The organism is Citrobacter sp. BIDMC107, from assembly GCF_001037575.1.
Lineage (GTDB): Bacteria > Pseudomonadota > Gammaproteobacteria > Enterobacterales > Enterobacteriaceae > Citrobacter > Citrobacter freundii.
Window position 1 is genome coordinate 2,331,955 of sequence record NZ_KQ089848.1, and the last position, 17,828, is coordinate 2,349,782.

16 protein-coding genes are annotated in these 17,828 nt (G+C 52.3%); 9 read left to right on the forward strand and 7 right to left on the reverse strand.

Annotated elements, in window-relative coordinates:
* The first annotated feature begins 91 nt into the window (after nt 1–91).
* On the forward strand, nt 92–1,000 hold the full coding sequence (locus tag SK39_RS10815) for an alpha/beta hydrolase (RefSeq protein ID WP_003847901.1): 909 nt from the start codon (nt 92–94) through the stop codon (nt 998–1,000).
* A gap of 150 nt (nt 1,001–1,150) precedes the next feature.
* On the opposite strand, the gene fabY is transcribed toward SK39_RS10815, so the two are convergent.
* The 6 genes from fabY to SK39_RS10845 form a co-directional block, all read right to left on the reverse strand.
* On the reverse strand, nt 1,151–2,092 hold the full coding sequence (fabY, locus tag SK39_RS10820) for a fatty acid biosynthesis protein FabY (protein ID WP_003825286.1): 942 nt from the start codon (nt 2,090–2,092) through the stop codon (nt 1,151–1,153).
* Nucleotides 2,093–2,136: 44 nt separating this feature from the next.
* Nucleotides 2,137–2,574, reverse strand: coding sequence for a D-aminoacyl-tRNA deacylase (gene dtd / locus SK39_RS10825; protein ID WP_003028671.1), 438 nt, complete (start codon nt 2,572–2,574; stop codon nt 2,137–2,139).
* A complete protein-coding gene (locus tag SK39_RS10830; RefSeq protein WP_003028669.1) occupies nt 2,571–3,443 on the reverse strand; it encodes a virulence factor BrkB family protein in 873 nt (290 codons plus the stop codon). Before SK39_RS10830 ends, dtd begins: the two co-directional genes overlap by 4 nt.
* Nucleotides 3,437–4,036: a glucose-1-phosphatase gene (gene yihX / locus SK39_RS10835; protein ID WP_003028663.1), complete on the reverse strand. Its 600-nt coding sequence runs from the start codon at nt 4,034–4,036 to the stop codon at nt 3,437–3,439. Before yihX ends, SK39_RS10830 begins: the two co-directional genes overlap by 7 nt.
* A 105-nt stretch (nt 4,037–4,141) precedes the next feature.
* Nucleotides 4,142–4,945 carry a DeoR/GlpR family DNA-binding transcription regulator gene (locus tag SK39_RS10840; protein ID WP_003847907.1) on the reverse strand — a complete coding sequence of 268 codons (804 nt, stop codon included), beginning with the start codon at nt 4,943–4,945 and terminating at the stop codon, nt 4,142–4,144.
* A gap of 33 nt (nt 4,946–4,978) precedes the next feature.
* Nucleotides 4,979–5,875 (reverse strand): sugar kinase, encoded by an 897-nt coding sequence (locus SK39_RS10845; protein ID WP_003847909.1) that lies wholly within the window; start codon nt 5,873–5,875, stop codon nt 4,979–4,981.
* 166 nt (nt 5,876–6,041) lie between these two features.
* Here SK39_RS10845 and yihU point away from each other — a divergent pair, with 166 nt between their 5' ends.
* The 8 genes from yihU (at nt 6,042) to ompL (ending at nt 15,681) form a co-directional block, all read left to right on the forward strand.
* Entirely contained in the window at nt 6,042–6,938 is an 897-nt protein-coding gene (gene yihU / locus SK39_RS10850; RefSeq protein WP_003847911.1) for a sulfolactaldehyde 3-reductase, read from the forward strand.
* 10 nt (nt 6,939–6,948) lie between these two features.
* Entirely contained in the window at nt 6,949–7,824 is an 876-nt protein-coding gene (gene yihT / locus SK39_RS10855) for a sulfofructosephosphate aldolase (RefSeq protein ID WP_003847913.1), read from the forward strand.
* A gap of 14 nt (nt 7,825–7,838) precedes the next feature.
* Nucleotides 7,839–9,080 (forward strand): sulfoquinovose isomerase, encoded by a 1,242-nt coding sequence (gene yihS, locus SK39_RS10860; protein WP_032938394.1) that lies wholly within the window; start codon nt 7,839–7,841, stop codon nt 9,078–9,080.
* Nucleotides 9,081–9,098: 18 nt separating this feature from the next.
* On the forward strand, nt 9,099–9,941 hold the full coding sequence (locus SK39_RS10865) for an aldose-1-epimerase (RefSeq protein WP_003847917.1): 843 nt from the start codon (nt 9,099–9,101) through the stop codon (nt 9,939–9,941).
* A 48-nt stretch (nt 9,942–9,989) separates the two neighbouring features.
* On the forward strand, nt 9,990–12,026 hold the full coding sequence (locus SK39_RS10870) for an alpha-glucosidase (protein WP_032938391.1): 2,037 nt from the start codon (nt 9,990–9,992) through the stop codon (nt 12,024–12,026).
* A 45-nt stretch (nt 12,027–12,071) separates the two neighbouring features.
* Nucleotides 12,072–13,454, forward strand: a complete 1,383-nt coding sequence (locus tag SK39_RS10875) for an MFS transporter (protein WP_048216997.1) — start codon at nt 12,072–12,074, stop codon at nt 13,452–13,454.
* Nucleotides 13,455–13,500: 46 nt separating this feature from the next.
* Nucleotides 13,501–14,922: an MFS transporter gene (locus SK39_RS10880; RefSeq protein WP_003028645.1), complete on the forward strand. Its 1,422-nt coding sequence runs from the start codon at nt 13,501–13,503 to the stop codon at nt 14,920–14,922.
* Nucleotides 14,923–14,988: 66 nt separating this feature from the next.
* Nucleotides 14,989–15,681 carry a porin OmpL gene (gene ompL, locus SK39_RS10885; RefSeq protein WP_003028643.1) on the forward strand — a complete coding sequence of 231 codons (693 nt, stop codon included), beginning with the start codon at nt 14,989–14,991 and terminating at the stop codon, nt 15,679–15,681.
* A gap of 70 nt (nt 15,682–15,751) precedes the next feature.
* Here the strand turns inward: ompL and typA are convergent, their stop codons facing one another.
* Nucleotides 15,752–17,575 carry a ribosome-dependent GTPase TypA gene (typA, locus tag SK39_RS10890; protein ID WP_003028641.1) on the reverse strand — a complete coding sequence of 608 codons (1,824 nt, stop codon included), beginning with the start codon at nt 17,573–17,575 and terminating at the stop codon, nt 15,752–15,754.
* Between the last annotated feature and the right edge of the window lie 253 nt (nt 17,576–17,828).

Consider the following 17,828-nt stretch of genomic DNA (forward strand, 5'->3'; position numbering starts at 1 on the left):
CAGAATCATACCCACCCCTATTTTTCCCATTTTCATTCTTAGTAATCCAGGTTATAAACCTGTATATCCATACAGATAAGAGTATTTAAAAATGGCACTGGAAAGCGGGATTGCGCAGTTAGTTGAGGCATTTATCGCGGCGGGACGCCCTTCTTCCCGTGAGCAGAATATTGATGACCGGAGAGCGGCCTATATTGCCAGTACGGCGCTGGCCGGAGAAACTGAAACCCGCGTACAGGCTGAAGATATTGAACTCGATGCCATGGCATTTCGCGTTATTTCGCCGCGGGGCAGCACGGGAAATCTCCCCTGCGTTATCTATTATCACGGCGGCTGCTTTGTCAGCGGTGGATTTGCCACACATGATAACCAGCTAAGGCAACTCGCCAGGTACAGCGGCTGTCGGATCATTGCGGTGCAGTATCGCCTCGCACCAGAGCATACCTTCCCGGCAGCACATAACGATGCTGAAACCGGGGCCAATATCATCTGGAAGTATGCCCAGAAACTGGGAGTAGACCGGGACAACATTACGCTTGCTGGCGACAGCGCAGGTGGACACCTGGCGCTGGTCACCGCACTACGCCTGAAAGCTGTCAGGCAATGGCAACCTGCACAGCTTATGCTGATCTACCCGATGCTGGACGCAACTGCCAGCTTTGCGAGCTATGACCATAATGGACGGGATTACATTATCACCCGCGATACACTGCTTTCGGGCTACGAAATGTATATGCCGAAAACCGATCCATTACATCCCGAAGTCAGCCCACTCTGGCGCAAAGACTTCAACGGTTTACCGCCCACGCACATCATTACTGCCGAATTCGACCCACTGCGAGATGAGGGTGAAGCCCTGTATCAACGGTTCCTGGAGCAAGGCGTGGAGTGCTCTTGCCAACGCTATCTCGGCGTTATCCACGGTTTTTTCCAGTTGGCAGGGGTGAGCCCGGCGGCACGAAATGTGATGCGAGATGTGGCCTGGCGGCTTGGCCAATAAGGATGTTCATGAGTTCTGAAATTAAGGAAGATACCCGTCAATACAATCATCGACAGCATGCGATTTTTATCAAAATGCGGATTATGGCATTTTCATAATCCGCATTTTACATCAGCAAATGAACCCAACATTACATTTTAGCCAGAGGACCTACTCTTCCTCGTTACCGCCTTCTTCATATGCGCCAAACGGTTTCGCAGGTAGCACAATGTAAGTACCTTCAAACACGACGCCCGGTGTGTCATCGCCAAACACCCCGACCTGCATCTGAACTCGCGCCTTGCGACCTCTTGCCAGGCGGTCGAGGTCACCGCTCAACGACCCCAGATCGGCAATAGCAGTTGGTTTCCCGGTGATCGGCCTGCTGTATCGGATATGCGCGTCGGCCAGGATTATTGTCCCACCCAGATGACGCTCGCGCAGCATCAGCCAGATAAGTCCCCAGCCCGTTAGCGTAGCCAGTGAAAACAGGCTACCGGCAAACAGGGTATGGTGCGGATTCTGATTGCCTGTCTCGGGCATCGTGGTGATAAATTTCTGCCCAGTGTACTGCTGAATGCGTACGCCCATTTTCTCACTCAATGGAATATGTTCGTACCAGGCTTGTTGTAGCTGTCCGCACCAGTCCCCGCGATGGAGAATATCGTCCAGCGTCGCAATGGGCTTAATCATCAAAAAGTGGCGCACCGGCGTGGTTTGCGGCGTGGTGATTTCTCCCTGGCTCACAAAACCGAGCTTGGCGAAAAATTCGACCGCATCTTCACGGGCACTACAGGTTACGCGTTTGACCCCTTCCTGACGCGCCACAGACTCCAGAGTCATCGCCATCAGCGTGCCCAACCCTTTCTCTTGCACGGAGGGGTCTACGGCCATAAAGCGTATGGAAGCTTCGTTATCCGCATTGATATACAGACGCCCTACCGCAACCAGATTCCCCTCTTCGTCCACCACCATCTGGTGATGCGCCATCGCGTCCCATGCATCCCGTTCGGAGCCTTTTGGCTGGTGCAATGGTTTACGCAGCATCTCCCAGCGAAACTGGTAGTAGCGCTCCAATTCTTCTTCTGTTTGCGGTACTCGAAGGTGATACATAGTCGTATTCTCTCTTGTTGTCCGCGGCCATACCGGTAGCTGGTTCATACTTGTAACCAGAACGTCACCGGGCCATCATTAACCAGTGAAACCTGCATATCCGCAGCGAATCGACCAGTTTGCGTATTCATTTCCTGTTGGCGGCAACGCTCAACAAAGTACTCATACAGCGCTTCTGCACGCTCGGGCGCTGCGCCTTTCGAAAACCCCGGGCGCATGCCACGCTCGGTATCTGCCGCCAGCGTAAACTGTGAAACCACCAGTACACTCCCCCCTGATTGCTGCACATTAAGGTTCATTTTGCCTTCGGCATCGCTAAAGATTCGATAACCGAGTACACGCTCGCACAGGCGATTCGCTTTCTGTTCGTCATCATCCCTTTCGACACCTAACAGGACCAAAAGTCCTGGGCCAATTTCACCCGTCACCTCACCCTCCACGGTGACGCTGGCACGGGTTACGCGCTGAATTAATGCAATCATGGTTGCTCTGCTTCTTCTTCTTTTGCGGCTTGTTTAAGTTTGCGGTATTCCCCGAGAGTGACAGTTATTTCCGCGCCTAGCAAGACGATACACCAGGTCCAGTATACCCAGACAAATAAAATAGGGATCACCGCCAGAACACCGTAAATGAGCTGATAAGACGGAAACATCGTGATATAGAGCGCAAATCCTTTCTTTCCGGCTTCGAACAACACAGCAGCCACAAAGGCACCAATAACCGCATCACGGTTGGGTACACGCGTAGTCGGTACGATGCTGTAAAGCAGCCAGAACGAGAGCCAGGAAAGCACCAGCGGGAAAATACGCAGGACGTTATCAATCACCGTGTTGAGATCGCTGGCCCAGCGCAATGACAACAGATAAGAGCTGATCGCCAGACTGGCCCCCGCCAACAGCGGCCCCAGCGTTAAAATCATCCAGTAGACGGCGAAAGAGTAAACTTTAGGGCGAGTACGCTTACTGCGCCAGATAGTATTCAACGCATTATCGATGGCGTACATCAACAATAACGCTGTGACAATCAGCCCGCATGCCCCAACGGCCGTCATTTTGTTCGAGTTGGCGACAAACTGTTCGATATAACGCTGAATGACGTCTCCCGTCGCCGGGATAAAGTTTGCGAAAATAAAATGACGTAACTGGACACTGACGTCGGAAAACATCGGAAATGCGGCGAAAAGCGCAAATACGACGGCAATAAGCGGCACTAATGAGAGCAATGAAACATAGGCAAGATTCCCTGCCAGCGTCGTCATGTTGTCCTCATCAATCCGCTGCCATAATAGCTTCAGCCAGTCTCGTACAGGACGCGTATGATGCCTGGCTTGCTGCTGAACATTTTTTAGCATAACAACGTCGCGAAATAGTCAGGAATGGTCTTTTTATCGACGACCTGGATACTGGTGATCCCTAACCGGTTAGCCCCTTCAATATTATCGGCGTTATCGTCAAAAAAGACCGCATCGTGCGCAGAAAAACCTTCAGACTGCAGGACGTGCTGGTAAATCCGCGCTTCCGGTTTACGCATGCCCAGTTCCTGGGAAAGGTAAATATGGTCAGCAGCCTGACGGATCTCGGGATATTCATCCGGCCAAAACGTGGTGTGCAGGCGGTTGGTATTCGACAAGACGACCACCCGATGCCCCTGCTCACGCAGCTTTTGCATGATGTCGATGACCTCAGGGCGCAAGGCGACAAAAACGGCCTGCCAGCCGTGAGAGAACTGCTCGTAACTTAGCGGCAGCGCCATCTCATGACATAGCGCCTCGGCAAAGGCTTCATCCGTTATTTCACCTCGCTCGTGCTGGTGAAAAGCCTCCCCCATGGTGAAACTTTGCTTTAGCGAAGCCAACGGTACACGACTTAGATCGCTCCATGTGCCCAACACGCGGTTGAAGTCAATATCGACAATCACATTACCCAAATCAAAGATATAGAGCATGCCCTTCTCCTTATTCGCCGTGGATGAATAACTGTAGCGGGAAAGGAGAAGTTTGACTATGCGAGAGTGATGGCTGCGAAGTTATCGGGCCATCATTGGGAAGAATTACACGGCCAGAGCATCATCCTGTGAAGGACTCACCTGCACAATTTCAACCTGCTGTGACTGGAGTAAATTGTGCAATGCCGGACCTGGGTATTCATCAGTAAACAGCGCAGTCACCTGAGACACGTTACCAATTTCTACCGCGGCAGAAGCCGTATATTTCGTATGATCCGCTGCCAGCAGAATGTGTCTTGAATGGGACATCATCGTTTTCACTACGCTGGCTTCATTGACATCAAACTCCAGCAGTGCGCCATCACTTTCGATCGCACCAACGCTGGTAACCAGGTAGTCGGCCCGAAAATCAGCCACAAATGCTGAAGCAGAAGGGCCAATGATGCCGCTGTTGTGCGGGCGTAACGTTCCACCTGGTACCATAACTTCAAAACGTGGGTTGTTATACAGAATGTGCGCCACGCGTAGGCTGTTGGTAATAATGCGCAAATGATTATGGTTTAACAGCGCGCGGGCCACCTGCTCAACGGTGGTGCCAATGGTAATAAACACCGTTGATCCATCGGGAATGTAGTCAGCCACCGCTTCCGCGATGGCCTTCTTCTCTTCCGTCCAGGAAACTTCACGCTGCTCAAACGCCGTATTCACCACGCTGGAGGCTCTGCCCGCGCCACCATGATGACGCGTAATTAATCCCTGCTCGCTGAGTTTACGAATATCACGACGCACAGTTTGCGTGGACACGTCCAGCAGGCTCGCCAGCTCGTCGATATTCATATAACCGCGCTCGCTGATCAGCATCAACAGCTGATCGTGCCGCGGGTTACCGGTCAGTTCGGTAAGACTCATGAAATTTCCTCGAAAAACCATTGCCCTGGCATTTTATACAAAAAGTGACAGAAAAGATCGGGTTTGATCACAGTCAGGGATTCCGGCCCTTCCTCCCGGGCGAGTGCATTTTAACGCAGCAACCCCACTGGCAAACCTGACGGCCTCTTCTGGAGCATCGCCACCCGCCAGGCTGAATGCGAGCGCACCGTGGAAAACATCCCCAGCTCCCGTAGTATCCACAACATCGACTTTAAATCCAGATTGATGCTGCAACGTATTATTTTTTATCCAGTCACAGCCTTCGCTCCCTCGTGTCACATAGACATGACCATTTGTGAGCGTTTTTGCTTGTTTAAGTCCAGCTTCAGAATCATTTATCCCGGTTAAACGCGCCAGACCCGGTTCAGAGAACGCCGCATGATCGCTCAACGCCACCAGCTCACTGATATCTTGTGGCGTGACGTCACCATCCAGTACCGTCATCACTCCCGCCCGACGCGCCAGCGTGAACGCCTGCCTGGCGCCTTCGTGCCAGCGAACATCCGCCAACACCACATCCCACTGGGAAAAATCGATCTCATTCAGCCAGGCAGCATCCGGCAGTAAATCCGGGCTGGGATAGTTAACGATAATCCGTTCTCCTTGCGCATCAACCATAATTGCCGATTGCGAAGACTTTGCCCCCGCATAGCGCCGGGTGTAACGGGTGTTTACCCCCAGGGATTCCAGCTCCGCCAGCAGGCTATTTCCGGTGTCGTCATCGCCCACACGGCCAACAAAGTCCACCTGCGCGCCCAGCTTCGCTGCAGCCACTGCGGCCGTTGCAGCAGGCCCGCCGCCCACTTCCGTATAACGCTTCGCCACATACTTACCTCCTTCGGTCGGTAAACCTTCCACGTAATAGATGCGATCCATCACGGCAATACCTACACAAGCAATACGAATCATGGTCATTCCTTAGGCGTTTCAAGATGGGATCATTTTAATTTCACAAAATGTTTAAAAAGTGACGGCTGTCAATTTTTTGACCATAAATTACAAATACGATCAAAAACAGACAAAAACAAACGACCTTAAATGACAAAAAATGACATCCACGTCTCAGGAGAACGTTATGGCAGTTATAGCATTTATCGGATTAGGTCAGATGGGTTCACCCATGGCGAGCAACTTGCTGAAGCAGGGTCATCAACTCAGCGTCTTTGACGTTAACCCGGATGCCGTTCAGCGCCTGGTGGAAAAAGGAGCTCAACCTGCCAGTAGCCCGGCTCAGGCAGTAAAAGGGGCAGAATTTGTCATCACAATGCTGCCAAACGGCGATCTGGTGCGCAGCGTACTGTTCGGTGAGCAGGGTATCTGCGAAAACCTCTCCCCGCAGGCATTAGTGATTGATATGTCGACTATTCACCCACTGCAAACCGACAAACTGATCGCCGATATGCGTGACAAAGGCTTCGACATGATGGATTGCCCGGTTGGACGTACCTCCGATCACGCTATCGCAGGAACGCTGTTGCTGCTGGCAGGTGGAACGGCACAGCAGGTAGAACGCGCCACACCGGTTCTGATGGCGATGGGTAATGAATTGATCAACGCAGGCGGCCCCGGTATGGGCATTCGCGTCAAGCTCATCAACAACTACATGAGCATCGCGTTAAACGCCTTGTCTGCTGAAGCCGCCGTGTTGTGCGAAGCGCTCGGCCTCTCCTTCGATGTGGCCTTGCAAGTCATGAGCGGCACTCCCGCCGGGAAAGGCCACTTCACTACCTCCTGGCCGAACAAAGTGCTGAAAGGCGATCTTTCCCCGGCTTTTATGATCGATTTAGCTCACAAGGATCTTGGCATCGCGCTGGACGTTGCCAACCAACTACATGTGCCGATGCCGCTCGGTGCCGCCTCCCGCGAAGTCTATAACCAGGCACGCGCCGCTGGCCGTGGCCGGGAAGACTGGACGGCCATTCTTGAACAGGTTCGCGCATCCGCCGGGCTAAATAAACACACAGATAAGTAAGGACTGAACAATGACGAAGTACACCCTGAAAGATATCACCCGAGCTTCCGGCGGTTTTGCCATGCTGGCGGTCGATCAGCGCGAAGCCATGCGCTTAATGTTTGCCGCTGCGGGTGCAAAATCCCCGGTCAATGACAGCGTGCTGACCGATTTCAAAGTCAATGCGGCAAAGATCCTGTCCCCCTATGCCTCCGCCATTCTGGTCGATCAGCAGTTCTGCTACCGCCAGGTTGTAGAGCAAAACGCGGTAGCCAAAAACTGCGCCATGATTGTGGCCGCTGATGAGTTTATTCCGGGTAACGGAATTCCGGTCGATAGCGTAGTGATTGATAAAAAAATCAACCCGCAGGCTGTGAAGCAAGATGGCGCCAAGGCTCTCAAATTGCTGGTGCTGTGGCGTAGCGATGAAGATGCCCAACAGCGTCTTGATATGGTGAAAGAATTTAATGAGTTATGCCATTCCAATGGACTGCTGAGCATCATCGAGCCGGTTGTTCGCCCACCGCGTCGTGGCGATAAGTTCTGCCGTGAACAGGCCATCATCGATGCCGCGAAAGAGCTGGGCGACAGCGGTGCCGATCTCTACAAGGTCGAAATGCCGCTGTACGGCAAAGGAACCCAACAGGAATTGCTTAGCGCCTCTCAGCGCCTGAATGAAAACATCAACATGCCGTGGGTCATTCTCTCCTCTGGTGTGGATGAAAAACTGTTCCCACGCGCGGTCAGCGTAGCAATGACCGCAGGCGCATCCGGCTTCCTGGCCGGGCGTGCGGTCTGGTCATCCGTCGTGGGTCTGCCGGATACCGAACTGATGCTGCGTGATGTTTCCGCACCGAAGTTGCAGCGTCTGGGCGATATCGTCGACGAAATGATGGCCCGCCGCTAATAGAGGATCAAAGCATGAAATGGTTTAACACCTTAAGCCACAACCGCTGGCTGGAACAAGAAACCGATCGCATCTTTAACTTTGGTAAGAACGCGGCGGTGCCCACCGGGTTTGGTTGGTTAGGAAACAGTGGTCAGGTCAGAGCGGATATGGGAACGCATCTGTGGATCACCGCCCGCATGCTGCACGTCTATTCCGTTGCCGCCTCCATGGGTCGCCCAGGTGCATATCAACTCGTAGACCACGGCATTAAGGCGCTGAACGGCGCGCTACGCGACACACGCTACGGCGGTTGGTACGCCTGCGTCAATGACGAAGGCGTGATGGATGCCTCCAAGCAGGGTTATCAGCATTTCTTCGTTTTACTTGGCGCGGCAAGCGCGGTCACTACCGGTCATCCACAGGCCAGAAAATTGCTGGATGACGCCATCGAGGTGATTGAGAAGTACTTCTGGAGCGAAGACGAACAAATGTGCCTGGAGTCCTGGGACGAAGCCTTCAGCCAGACAGAAGATTATCGCGGCGGCAACGCTAACATGCACGCGGTCGAGGCTTTCCTGATCGTGTATGACGTTACTCATGACCGTAAATGGCTCGATCGCGCACTGCGTATCTCTTCGGTGATTATTCACGACGTGGCCCGTAGCGGGGAGTACCGCGTCAATGAACACTTCGATTCACAGTGGAACCCAATCCGCGATTACAACAAGGACAACCCAGCTCACCGTTTCCGCGCCTACGGTGGCACGCCGGGTCACTGGATCGAGTGGGGCCGCCTGATGCTGCATCTGCATGCTGCGCTGGAAGCTCGCTTTGAAACGCCTCCTGCCTGGCTGCTGGAAGATGCAAAAGGACTTTTCCACGCCACTATCCGCGACGCCTGGGCACCGGACGGCGCAGACGGTTTTGTCTATTCGGTGGATTGGGACGGCAAACCGATCGTTCGCGAAAGAGTGCGCTGGCCGATAGTCGAAGCGATGGGTACCGCCTACGCCCTGTACACCCTCACAGGCGACAGCCAGTACGAAGCCTGGTACCAGAAATGGTGGGATTACTGCATCACCTACCTGATGGATTACGAGACCGGTTCATGGTGGCAGGAGCTGGACACCGATAACAAGGTGACCACCAAAGTCTGGGACGGCAAGCAGGATATTTATCACCTGCTGCACTGCCTGGTGATCCCACGTCTGCCGCTGGCTCCGGGCCTTGCTCCGGCTGTTGCCGCCGGTCTGCTGGATATCAACGCTAAATAAGTAACAAGGTGGGCTGCCATGCATAGCGGTGGAAAAACCATTCATCTTCAGGCCGGACACTACCAGGCGAAAATCGTCACGGTTGGCGCTGGGCTAGCAGAATTGACGCACCGTGGGCGTCATATCGTTATTCCCCACAAACCGGAAGAAATGCCACTGGCACACTTGGGGAAAGTGTTAATCCCCTGGCCAAACCGCGTTGTAGACGGCAGCTATCACTATAACGGCAAGGATTACCAGCTTGCCGTTAACGACTCGGTTTCACATACCGCCATTCATGGGTTACTGGCCTGGCGGGACTGGCAGATTAACCAGCAGTCGGCATCGGAAGTGTCGCTGACGATTTTTCTGCCGTCTTCTTATGGTTATCCCTTCGCGCTGGTTTCAGAGGTGATTTACCGACTGGAGGCAACCCGTGGACTGCACGTTTTTATCCGCACACAGAATGTGGGTGATGAAATCGCGCCGTATGGCGCGGGAGCACATCCCTATTTGACCTGCAATCTGCAACCCATTGATGACTGTGAATTAACACTCCCGGTGATTGAAGAAACATGTGATGAACGATATTTCACCACGCCGCAACGCATTGCGCAGACCGCTATCGATCATACGTTCAGGACTATGCCACCTGACGCTGAGTGGGAAGTCAGGATGACCAGCCCATCGCAAAACATGTCCACTTTTTTACGCAGCCACCAGCCCTGGTTGCAAGTGTATACCGGCGAAAAATTAGCACGGCGTGGCCTGGCGGTTGAACCGATGACCTGCCCGCCAGACGCCTTTAACTCCGGAATTAGCCTGATTCATCTCGCGCCCGGAGAACAACATCAGATGCATTTTTTAATCGGCAGTGAATAACAGATTTCCGACAAATTACCGAATTACCCTATTTTTACGGAGACGACAATGAATTCGCTACAACAACGGTCAACCGCCATAGAACTCACATCATTACCTGATGGATTTGCTTTAACGTACCACCAGCGCCTGATTTTACGCCACAGCACAGAAACGCCCTGCCTGTGGGTCGGCGCTGGCGTTGCCGACATTGACATGTTTCGCGGCAACTTCAGCATTAAAGACAGGCTCAATGAGAAGATTGCTCTGACTGGCGCCACGGTAAGCGAGTCCCCAGACGGCTGGCGGGTGCATTTCAGCCGCGGTGATACCATCAACGCCACGCTGCATATTTCCACCGATGAACAGGGTCGCCTGAAGCTGGATCTGCACAACGGCGATCTCAACCATAACCGCATCTGGCTGCGTCTGGCCGCCAGGGCGGACGATCATATTTACGGCTGCGGCGAACAGTTCTCTTATTTCGACTTACGCGGTAAGCCGTTCCCGCTGTGGACCAGTGAACAGGGCGTGGGCCGAAACAAAAACAGCTATGTCACCTGGCAAGCCGACTGTAAAGAGAACGCCGGTGGCGACTACTACTGGACCTTCTTCCCACAGCCGACCTTCGTCAGCACGCAGAAGTACTACTGCCACGTTGATAACAGTTGCTATATGAATTTCGACTTCAGCGCGCCGGAGTATCACGAACTGGCGCTGTGGGAGGACAAAACCACCCTGCGCTTTGAGTGCGCTGATACCTACATCTCTCTGCTGGAAAAACTGACTGCGCTGTTAGGACGCCAGCCGGAGCTGCCGGACTGGATCTACGATGGCGTCACGCTCGGTATTCAGGGCGGTACTGAGGTTTGCCAGAGCAAACTGGACACCATGCGTAACGCAGGCGTGAAAGTAAACGGCATCTGGGCGCAGGACTGGTCCGGGATCCGCATGACCTCCTTTGGCAAGCGCGTGATGTGGAACTGGAAGTGGAACAGCGACAATTATCCGCAGTTGGATAGCCGTATTAAGCAATGGAAAGAAGAAGGCGTGCAGTTCCTCTCCTACATCAACCCGTATGTTGCCAGCGATAAAGATCTCTGTGCCGAAGCGGCCAAACACGGTTATCTGGCGAAAGATGCATCCGGCGGCGATTACCTCGTAGAGTTTGGCGAGTTTTACGGCGGCGTGGTCGATCTGACCAACCCGGAAGCCTACGACTGGTTCAAAGAGGTCATCAAGAAAAACATGATCGAACTGGGCTGCGGCGGCTGGATGGCAGATTTTGGCGAATACCTGCCGACAGATACGTATCTGCACAACGGCGTCAGCGCCGAGATCATGCACAACGCCTGGCCCGCACTGTGGGCGAAATGTAACTACGAAGCGCTACAGGAGACCGGCAAACTCGGCGAGATCCTGTTCTTTATGCGTGCGGGTTACACCGGCAGCCAGAAATACTCCACCATGATGTGGGCGGGCGATCAGAACGTGGACTGGAGCCTTGACGACGGTCTGGCTTCCGTCGTTCCTGCAGCGCTGTCGCTGGCGATGACCGGTCACGGTCTGCACCACAGCGATATCGGCGGCTACACCACCCTGTTTGACATGAAACGCAGCAAAGAACTGCTGCTGCGCTGGTGTGACTTCAGCGCCTTCACGCCGATGATGCGTACCCACGAGGGTAACCGCCCAGGCGATAACTGGCAGTTTGATGGTGATGCTGAAACCATCGCCCACTTTGCACGAATGACCGCCGTGTTTACCACCCTGAAACCGTATCTCAAACAGGCCGTCGCGCAAAACAGCGCTACCGGTCTGCCGGTGATGCGCCCGCTGTTCCTGCATTACGAAGACGATGCGCGTACCTATACCCTGAAATATCAGTATCTGCTGGGACAAGATCTTTTGGTCGCGCCGGTTCACGAGCAAGGCAAGTCCGACTGGACCCTGTATCTGCCGGAAGATAGCTGGATAAATGTCTGGACCGGGGAAACCTATCAGGGCGGTGAAATTACCGTGGATGCGCCGATTGGCAAGCCTCCGGTGTTTTATCGCGCGAAGAGTGAATGGGCGTCACTGTTTGCCACTTTACGCAACATCTAATACGGCTCGCCCGTGGGGAGACTCACGGGCACATGGAGAATAATAATGAGTCAGACTTCTTCTAATCCGGCAACCCTACGCTTGCCGTTCAAAGAAAAACTCGCCTATGGGATGGGTGATTTAGGTTCCAATATCCTGCTGGACATAGGTACGCTCTATTTACTCAAGTTTTATACCGATGTTCTTGGTTTACCTGGAACTTATGGCGGTATCATTTTCCTTATCGCCAAGTTTTTTACCGCGTTTACCGATATGGGGACTGGGATTATGCTCGACTCGCGCCGCAAAATCGGCCCGAAAGGCAAATTCCGCCCGTTCGTTCTGTATGCCGCATTTCCAGTGACGCTGCTGGCGATTGCGAACTTTGTCGGTACACCATTTGAAGTCACCGGTAAAACGGTGATGGCAACGGTACTGTTTATGCTGTACGGACTGTTCTTCAGTATGATGAACTGCTCTTACGGTGCGATGGTCCCCGCGATCACCAAAAACCCGGACGAACGCGCCTCGCTGGCTGCCTGGCGACAGGGCGGAGCCACTCTTGGCCTGCTGCTGTGCACCGTCGGTTTTGTGCCAGTAATGAACCTGATCGAAGGCAACTCACAGTTGGGCTATATCTTCGCTGCCACCTTATTCTCTCTGTTCGGCTTGCTGTTTATGTGGCTGTGCTATGCCGGGGTTAAAGAACGCTACGTGGAGGTGAAACCCGTTGATGCCGCGCAAAAACCGGGATTGCTGCAATCCTTCCGCGCCATCGCAGGTAATCGCCCGCTGTTTATTCTGTGCGTTGCCAACCTTTGCACACTTGGCGCGTTTAACGTCAAGCTGGCGATTCAGGTCTATTACACCCAGTACGTACTGAACGACCCGATCCTCCTTTCCTGGATGGGCTTTTTCAGCATGGGCTGTATCTTCATCGGCGTCTTCTTGATGCCGGGAATGGTCAGACGTTTCGGCAAGAAAAAGGTCTACATCGGCGGTTTGTTGATTTGGGTCGCGGGCGATCTGCTGAACTACTTCTTTGGCGGCGGTTCCGTCAGCTTTGTCGCTTTCTCGTGCCTGGCGTTCTTCGGCTCAGCATTCGTCAACAGCCTGAACTGGGCGCTGGTCTCCGACACGGTGGAATATGGCGAATGGCGTACCGGCGTACGTTCGGAAGGAACGGTATACACCGGCTTCACCTTCTTTCGTAAAGTGTCACAAGCGCTGGCAGGATTCTTCCCCGGCTGGATGCTGACGCAAATCGGCTACGTCCCCAACGTGGTGCAATCTGCCAGTACGATCGAAGGGTTGCGTCAGCTGATCTTTATTTATCCCTGCGCGTTGGCGGTGATCACCATTGTAGCTATGGGCTGTTTCTACAACCTTAATGAGAAGATGTATGTCCGCATCGTTGAAGAGATAGAAGCGCGTAAACAAACCGTTTGATAATAATAATGAATAGCGCTCTACGGGGCGCTATTGAGGAGCGATTATGTCTTTTCATGATCCGCTAACGCTAAAACTGAGCCTGCGTGAAAAATTCGCCTACGGAGTGGGTGACTTCGGCTCAAATTTGATGCTGTGTATCGGCACACTGTATCTGCTTAAATTTTATACCGATGAACTAGGGATGCCGGCCTGGTACGGTGGGATTATCTTTTTGGTGGCGAAGTTCTTCACCGCCTTCACCGATATTCTGACCGGCGTGTTGCTGGACTCAAGGCGTAATATTGGCGCAAAGGGGAAATTCAGACCCTTTATTTTGTATGCGTCATTTCCTGTCGCCGTCGTCGCCAGCGCACAGTTTTTAGCGACAGGATTTACGCTAACAGTGAAAACGGGGCTGGCAACGGTGTTGTTCATGCTGTTCGGCCTGTTCTATAGCCTGATGAACTGTTCCTACGGCGCGATGGTGCCTGCAATTACTAAAAATCCACATGAACGCGCTCAGCTCGCCGCCTGGCGTCAGGGCGGCGCTACCGTAGGCCTGTTACTGTGTACCGTTGGCTTTATGCCGATTCAGGCGCTATTTGTCAGTTCGCCTTCGCTGGGGTATCTGATTGCCGCACTGCTCTTCTCTGTCTGCGGATTGTTCAGTATGTGGTGGTGCTTTAGCGGTGTGAAGGAACGCTATATCGAAATCGTGCCGGATCACCATAAACCCAGTATTCTCAAATCGTTCTGCGCCATTTTCCGTAACCCTCCACTACTGGTGCTATGTGTTGCCAACTTGTGCACGCTGGCGGCATTCAACATTAAGCTGGCAATTCAGGTGTATTACACCCAGTACGTGCTGAACGATATACATCTGCTGTCGTGGATGGGTTTCTTCAGCATGGGATGCATTCTGGTTGGGGTACTGCTGGTTCCCACAGCTGTAAAACGCTTCGGTAAAAAACAGGTTTACCTCGGCGGTCTGGCGCTATGGGCAATCGGCGATGTGCTGAACTTTTTCTGGGGCAGCACGTCATTTTTATTCGTGATGTTTTCTTGCATGGCCTTCTTCGGAACCGCTTTTGTTAACAGCCTGAACTGGGCGCTGGTTCCGGATACGGTCGATTATGGCGAATGGAAGACGGGGATCCGTGCGGAAGGCTCGGTATATACGGGTTATACCTTTTCGCGCAAAATTTCCGCGGCGCTCGCAGGCTTCCTGCCTGGGATTATGCTGACACAAATCGGTTATATCCCCAACATAGCCCAGAGCGATGCTACCCTGCTCGGTTTGCGTCAACTCATCTTTCTCTGGCCTTGCGGACTTGCAATTATTGCAGCACTCACAATGGGCTTCTTTTATAAACTCAACGAAACACGTTTTGCTTTTATTATTGAGGAAATCAGCCAACGGAAGAAAAACAACATCCAACCGGACCCTATTACCAATAAAAAGAATACCTCTGCTGTAAACGTATAAAAATAATAGCCGCCTATTCCATCCAAATGGATGGCGGCCTCCCTACGCTTAAAAAATGGATTTATCATGAAAAAATTAACGACAATAATTTTCTTATCCTCTGTGGTATCAACCTCTGCTTTCGCTGGAGCCTATGTAGAAAACCGCGAAGCATATAACCTGGCGTCCGATCAAATAGAGGTCATGATGCGCGTCGGCTATAACTCTGATATGGGTGCGGGCATCATGCTCACCAACACCTACACGATGCAACGCAAGGATGAGCTAAAACACGGCTATAACGAAATAGAGGGCTGGTATCCGTTATTTAAACCAACAGATAAATTAACAATCCAACCTGGCGGGCTAATAAACGATAAGAGTATTGGTTCTGGCGGCGCTGTTTATCTGGATGTTAACTATAAATTTACACCATGGTTTAATCTTACCGTGCGTAATCGATATAATCATAATAACTACAGTTCAACCGACCTGAACGGTGACCTGGATAATAATGATACCTATGAAATAGGTAACTACTGGAACTTTGCCATTACTGATAAATTTTCCTATACCTTTGAACCGCACTATTTTATGCGAGTCAATGACTTCAATAGCAGCAACGGAAAAGATCATCACTGGGAAATTACCAATACCTTTAAATATCGGATCAATGAACACTGGTTGCCCTACCTGGAATTACGCTGGTTAGATCGCAATGTTGAACCCTATCATCGCGAACAAAACCAGATTCGTGTTGGGGCAAAGTATTTCTTCTGATACTGCTGATGATAAAAAAAGCCGCTGATAATCAGCGGCTTTTTTATGCTTACCTGAGAAAGAGCGTTAATTACTCTTCTTTCGCGCCACGCATTGCACGGCGACGATCGTTTTCAGTCAGGTGACGCTTACGAATACGGATAGAGGTTGGAGTAACTTCTACCAGTTCGTCGTCATCGATGAATTCCAGAGCCTGCTCCAGAGTCATCTTAACCGGCGGAACCAGAACCGTTGCTTCGTCAGTACCGGACGCACGCATGTTGGTCAGTTTCTTACCGGTCAGGCAGTTTACAGTCAGGTCGTTAGAGCGGCTGTGAATACCGATGATTTGGCCTTCGTAAACTTCAGCACCGTGACCCAGGAACAGCTTACCGCGGTCCTGCAGGCTGAACAGTGCGAACGCAACTGCTTTACCCTGGCCGTTGGAGATCAGTACGCCGTTCTGACGCTGACCCACATCACCCGCACGAACATCGTCGTAGTGGCTGAAGGTGGAGTACAGCAGACCGGTACCGGAAGTCATGGTCATGAATTCTGAACGGAAGCCGATCAGACCACGGCTTGGGATCACGTAGTCAAGACGTACGCGGCCTTTGCCATCTGGATTCATGTTTTTCAGGTCGCCTTTACGCTCACCCAGAGCCTGCATGACAGAACCCTGATGCTGCTCTTCGACGTCCAGCGTTACGTTTTCGAACGGCTCTTGTTTACGGCCATCGATTTCGCGGAAGATAACTTTCGGACGGGAAACCGCCATTTCGAAACCTTCACGACGCATGTTTTCAATCAGAACAGACAGGTGCAGCTCACCACGACCGGATACGCGGAACGCATCCGCATCTTCGGTTTCTTCAACGCGCAGCGCAACGTTGTGCACCAGCTCTTTGTTCAGGCGGTCAAGGATCTGACGAGAGGTAACATATTTACCTTCTTTACCACAGAACGGAGAGGTGTTTACGCAGAAGAACATGGTTACGGTCGGTTCATCAACGGACAGAGCCGGCAGCGCTTCGACGTTCTGCGGATCGCAGATGGTGTCGGAGATGTTCAGTTCGCCCAGACCGGTGATCGCGATGATATCGCCGGCTTCGGCAATATCGCTCTCGATACGTTCCAGACCCAGATGAGTCAGAACTTTACCGACTTTACCGTTACGGGTTTTGCCTTCGCTATCAATGATAGTGATCTGCTGGTTAGGTTTAACTTTACCGCGTTTAATGCGGCCGATACCGATTACGCCAACGTAGTTGTTGTAGTCCAGCTGAGAGATTTGCATCTGCAGCGGGCCATCAAGATCTACGTTCGGAGCCGGTACACGATCAACGATAGTCTGATACAGCGGAGTCATGTCTTCAGCCATATCTTCGTGATCCAGACCTGCGATACCGTTCAGCGCGGAAGCGTAAACGATCGGGAAGTCCAGCTGTTCGTCGGTAGCGTCGAGGTTAACGAACAGGTCGAATACCTGATCAACAACCCAGTCAGGACGCGCGCCAGGACGGTCAACTTTGTTGATAACAACAATTGGCTTAAGGCCATGGGCAAAGGCTTTTTTGGTCACGAAGCGCGTCTGCGGCATCGGACCATCCATTGCATCCACCACCAGCAGCACGGAGTCGACCATGGACATTACACGTTCAACTTCACCACCGAAGTCGGCGTGCCCCGGGGTATCAACGATGTTGATGCGGTAGTCATTCCATTTGATAGCGGTGTTTTTAGCGAGGATGGTAATCCCACGCTCTTTCTCCAAATCGTTGGAGTCCATCACGCGCTCTTGGGTTTCAGCACGTGCATCGAACGTACCGGATTGTTGGAGCAGCTTGTCTACCAGGGTCGTTTTACCATGGTCTACGTGCGCGATGATGGCGATGTTACGCAAATTTTCGATCACAACTTTGCCTCAGGCATTTTAGAAATAGCGCGTTATTGTACACGGATTAATCGCAGTACAAAACAGGATCACAAACATCCTCCGCAAACAAGTATTGCAGAGTTTCTTTGTGATCACATTCACGGAGCGTTAAAAGGGGTAATCTGACATGCTTTGCACCAATATGGTGCTTAATGTTCACATTAAAGCACTATAATGGTGCAATACAACCTTCATGGTGCAGCCCCTTTGCACGATAGTGCGCATGATAACG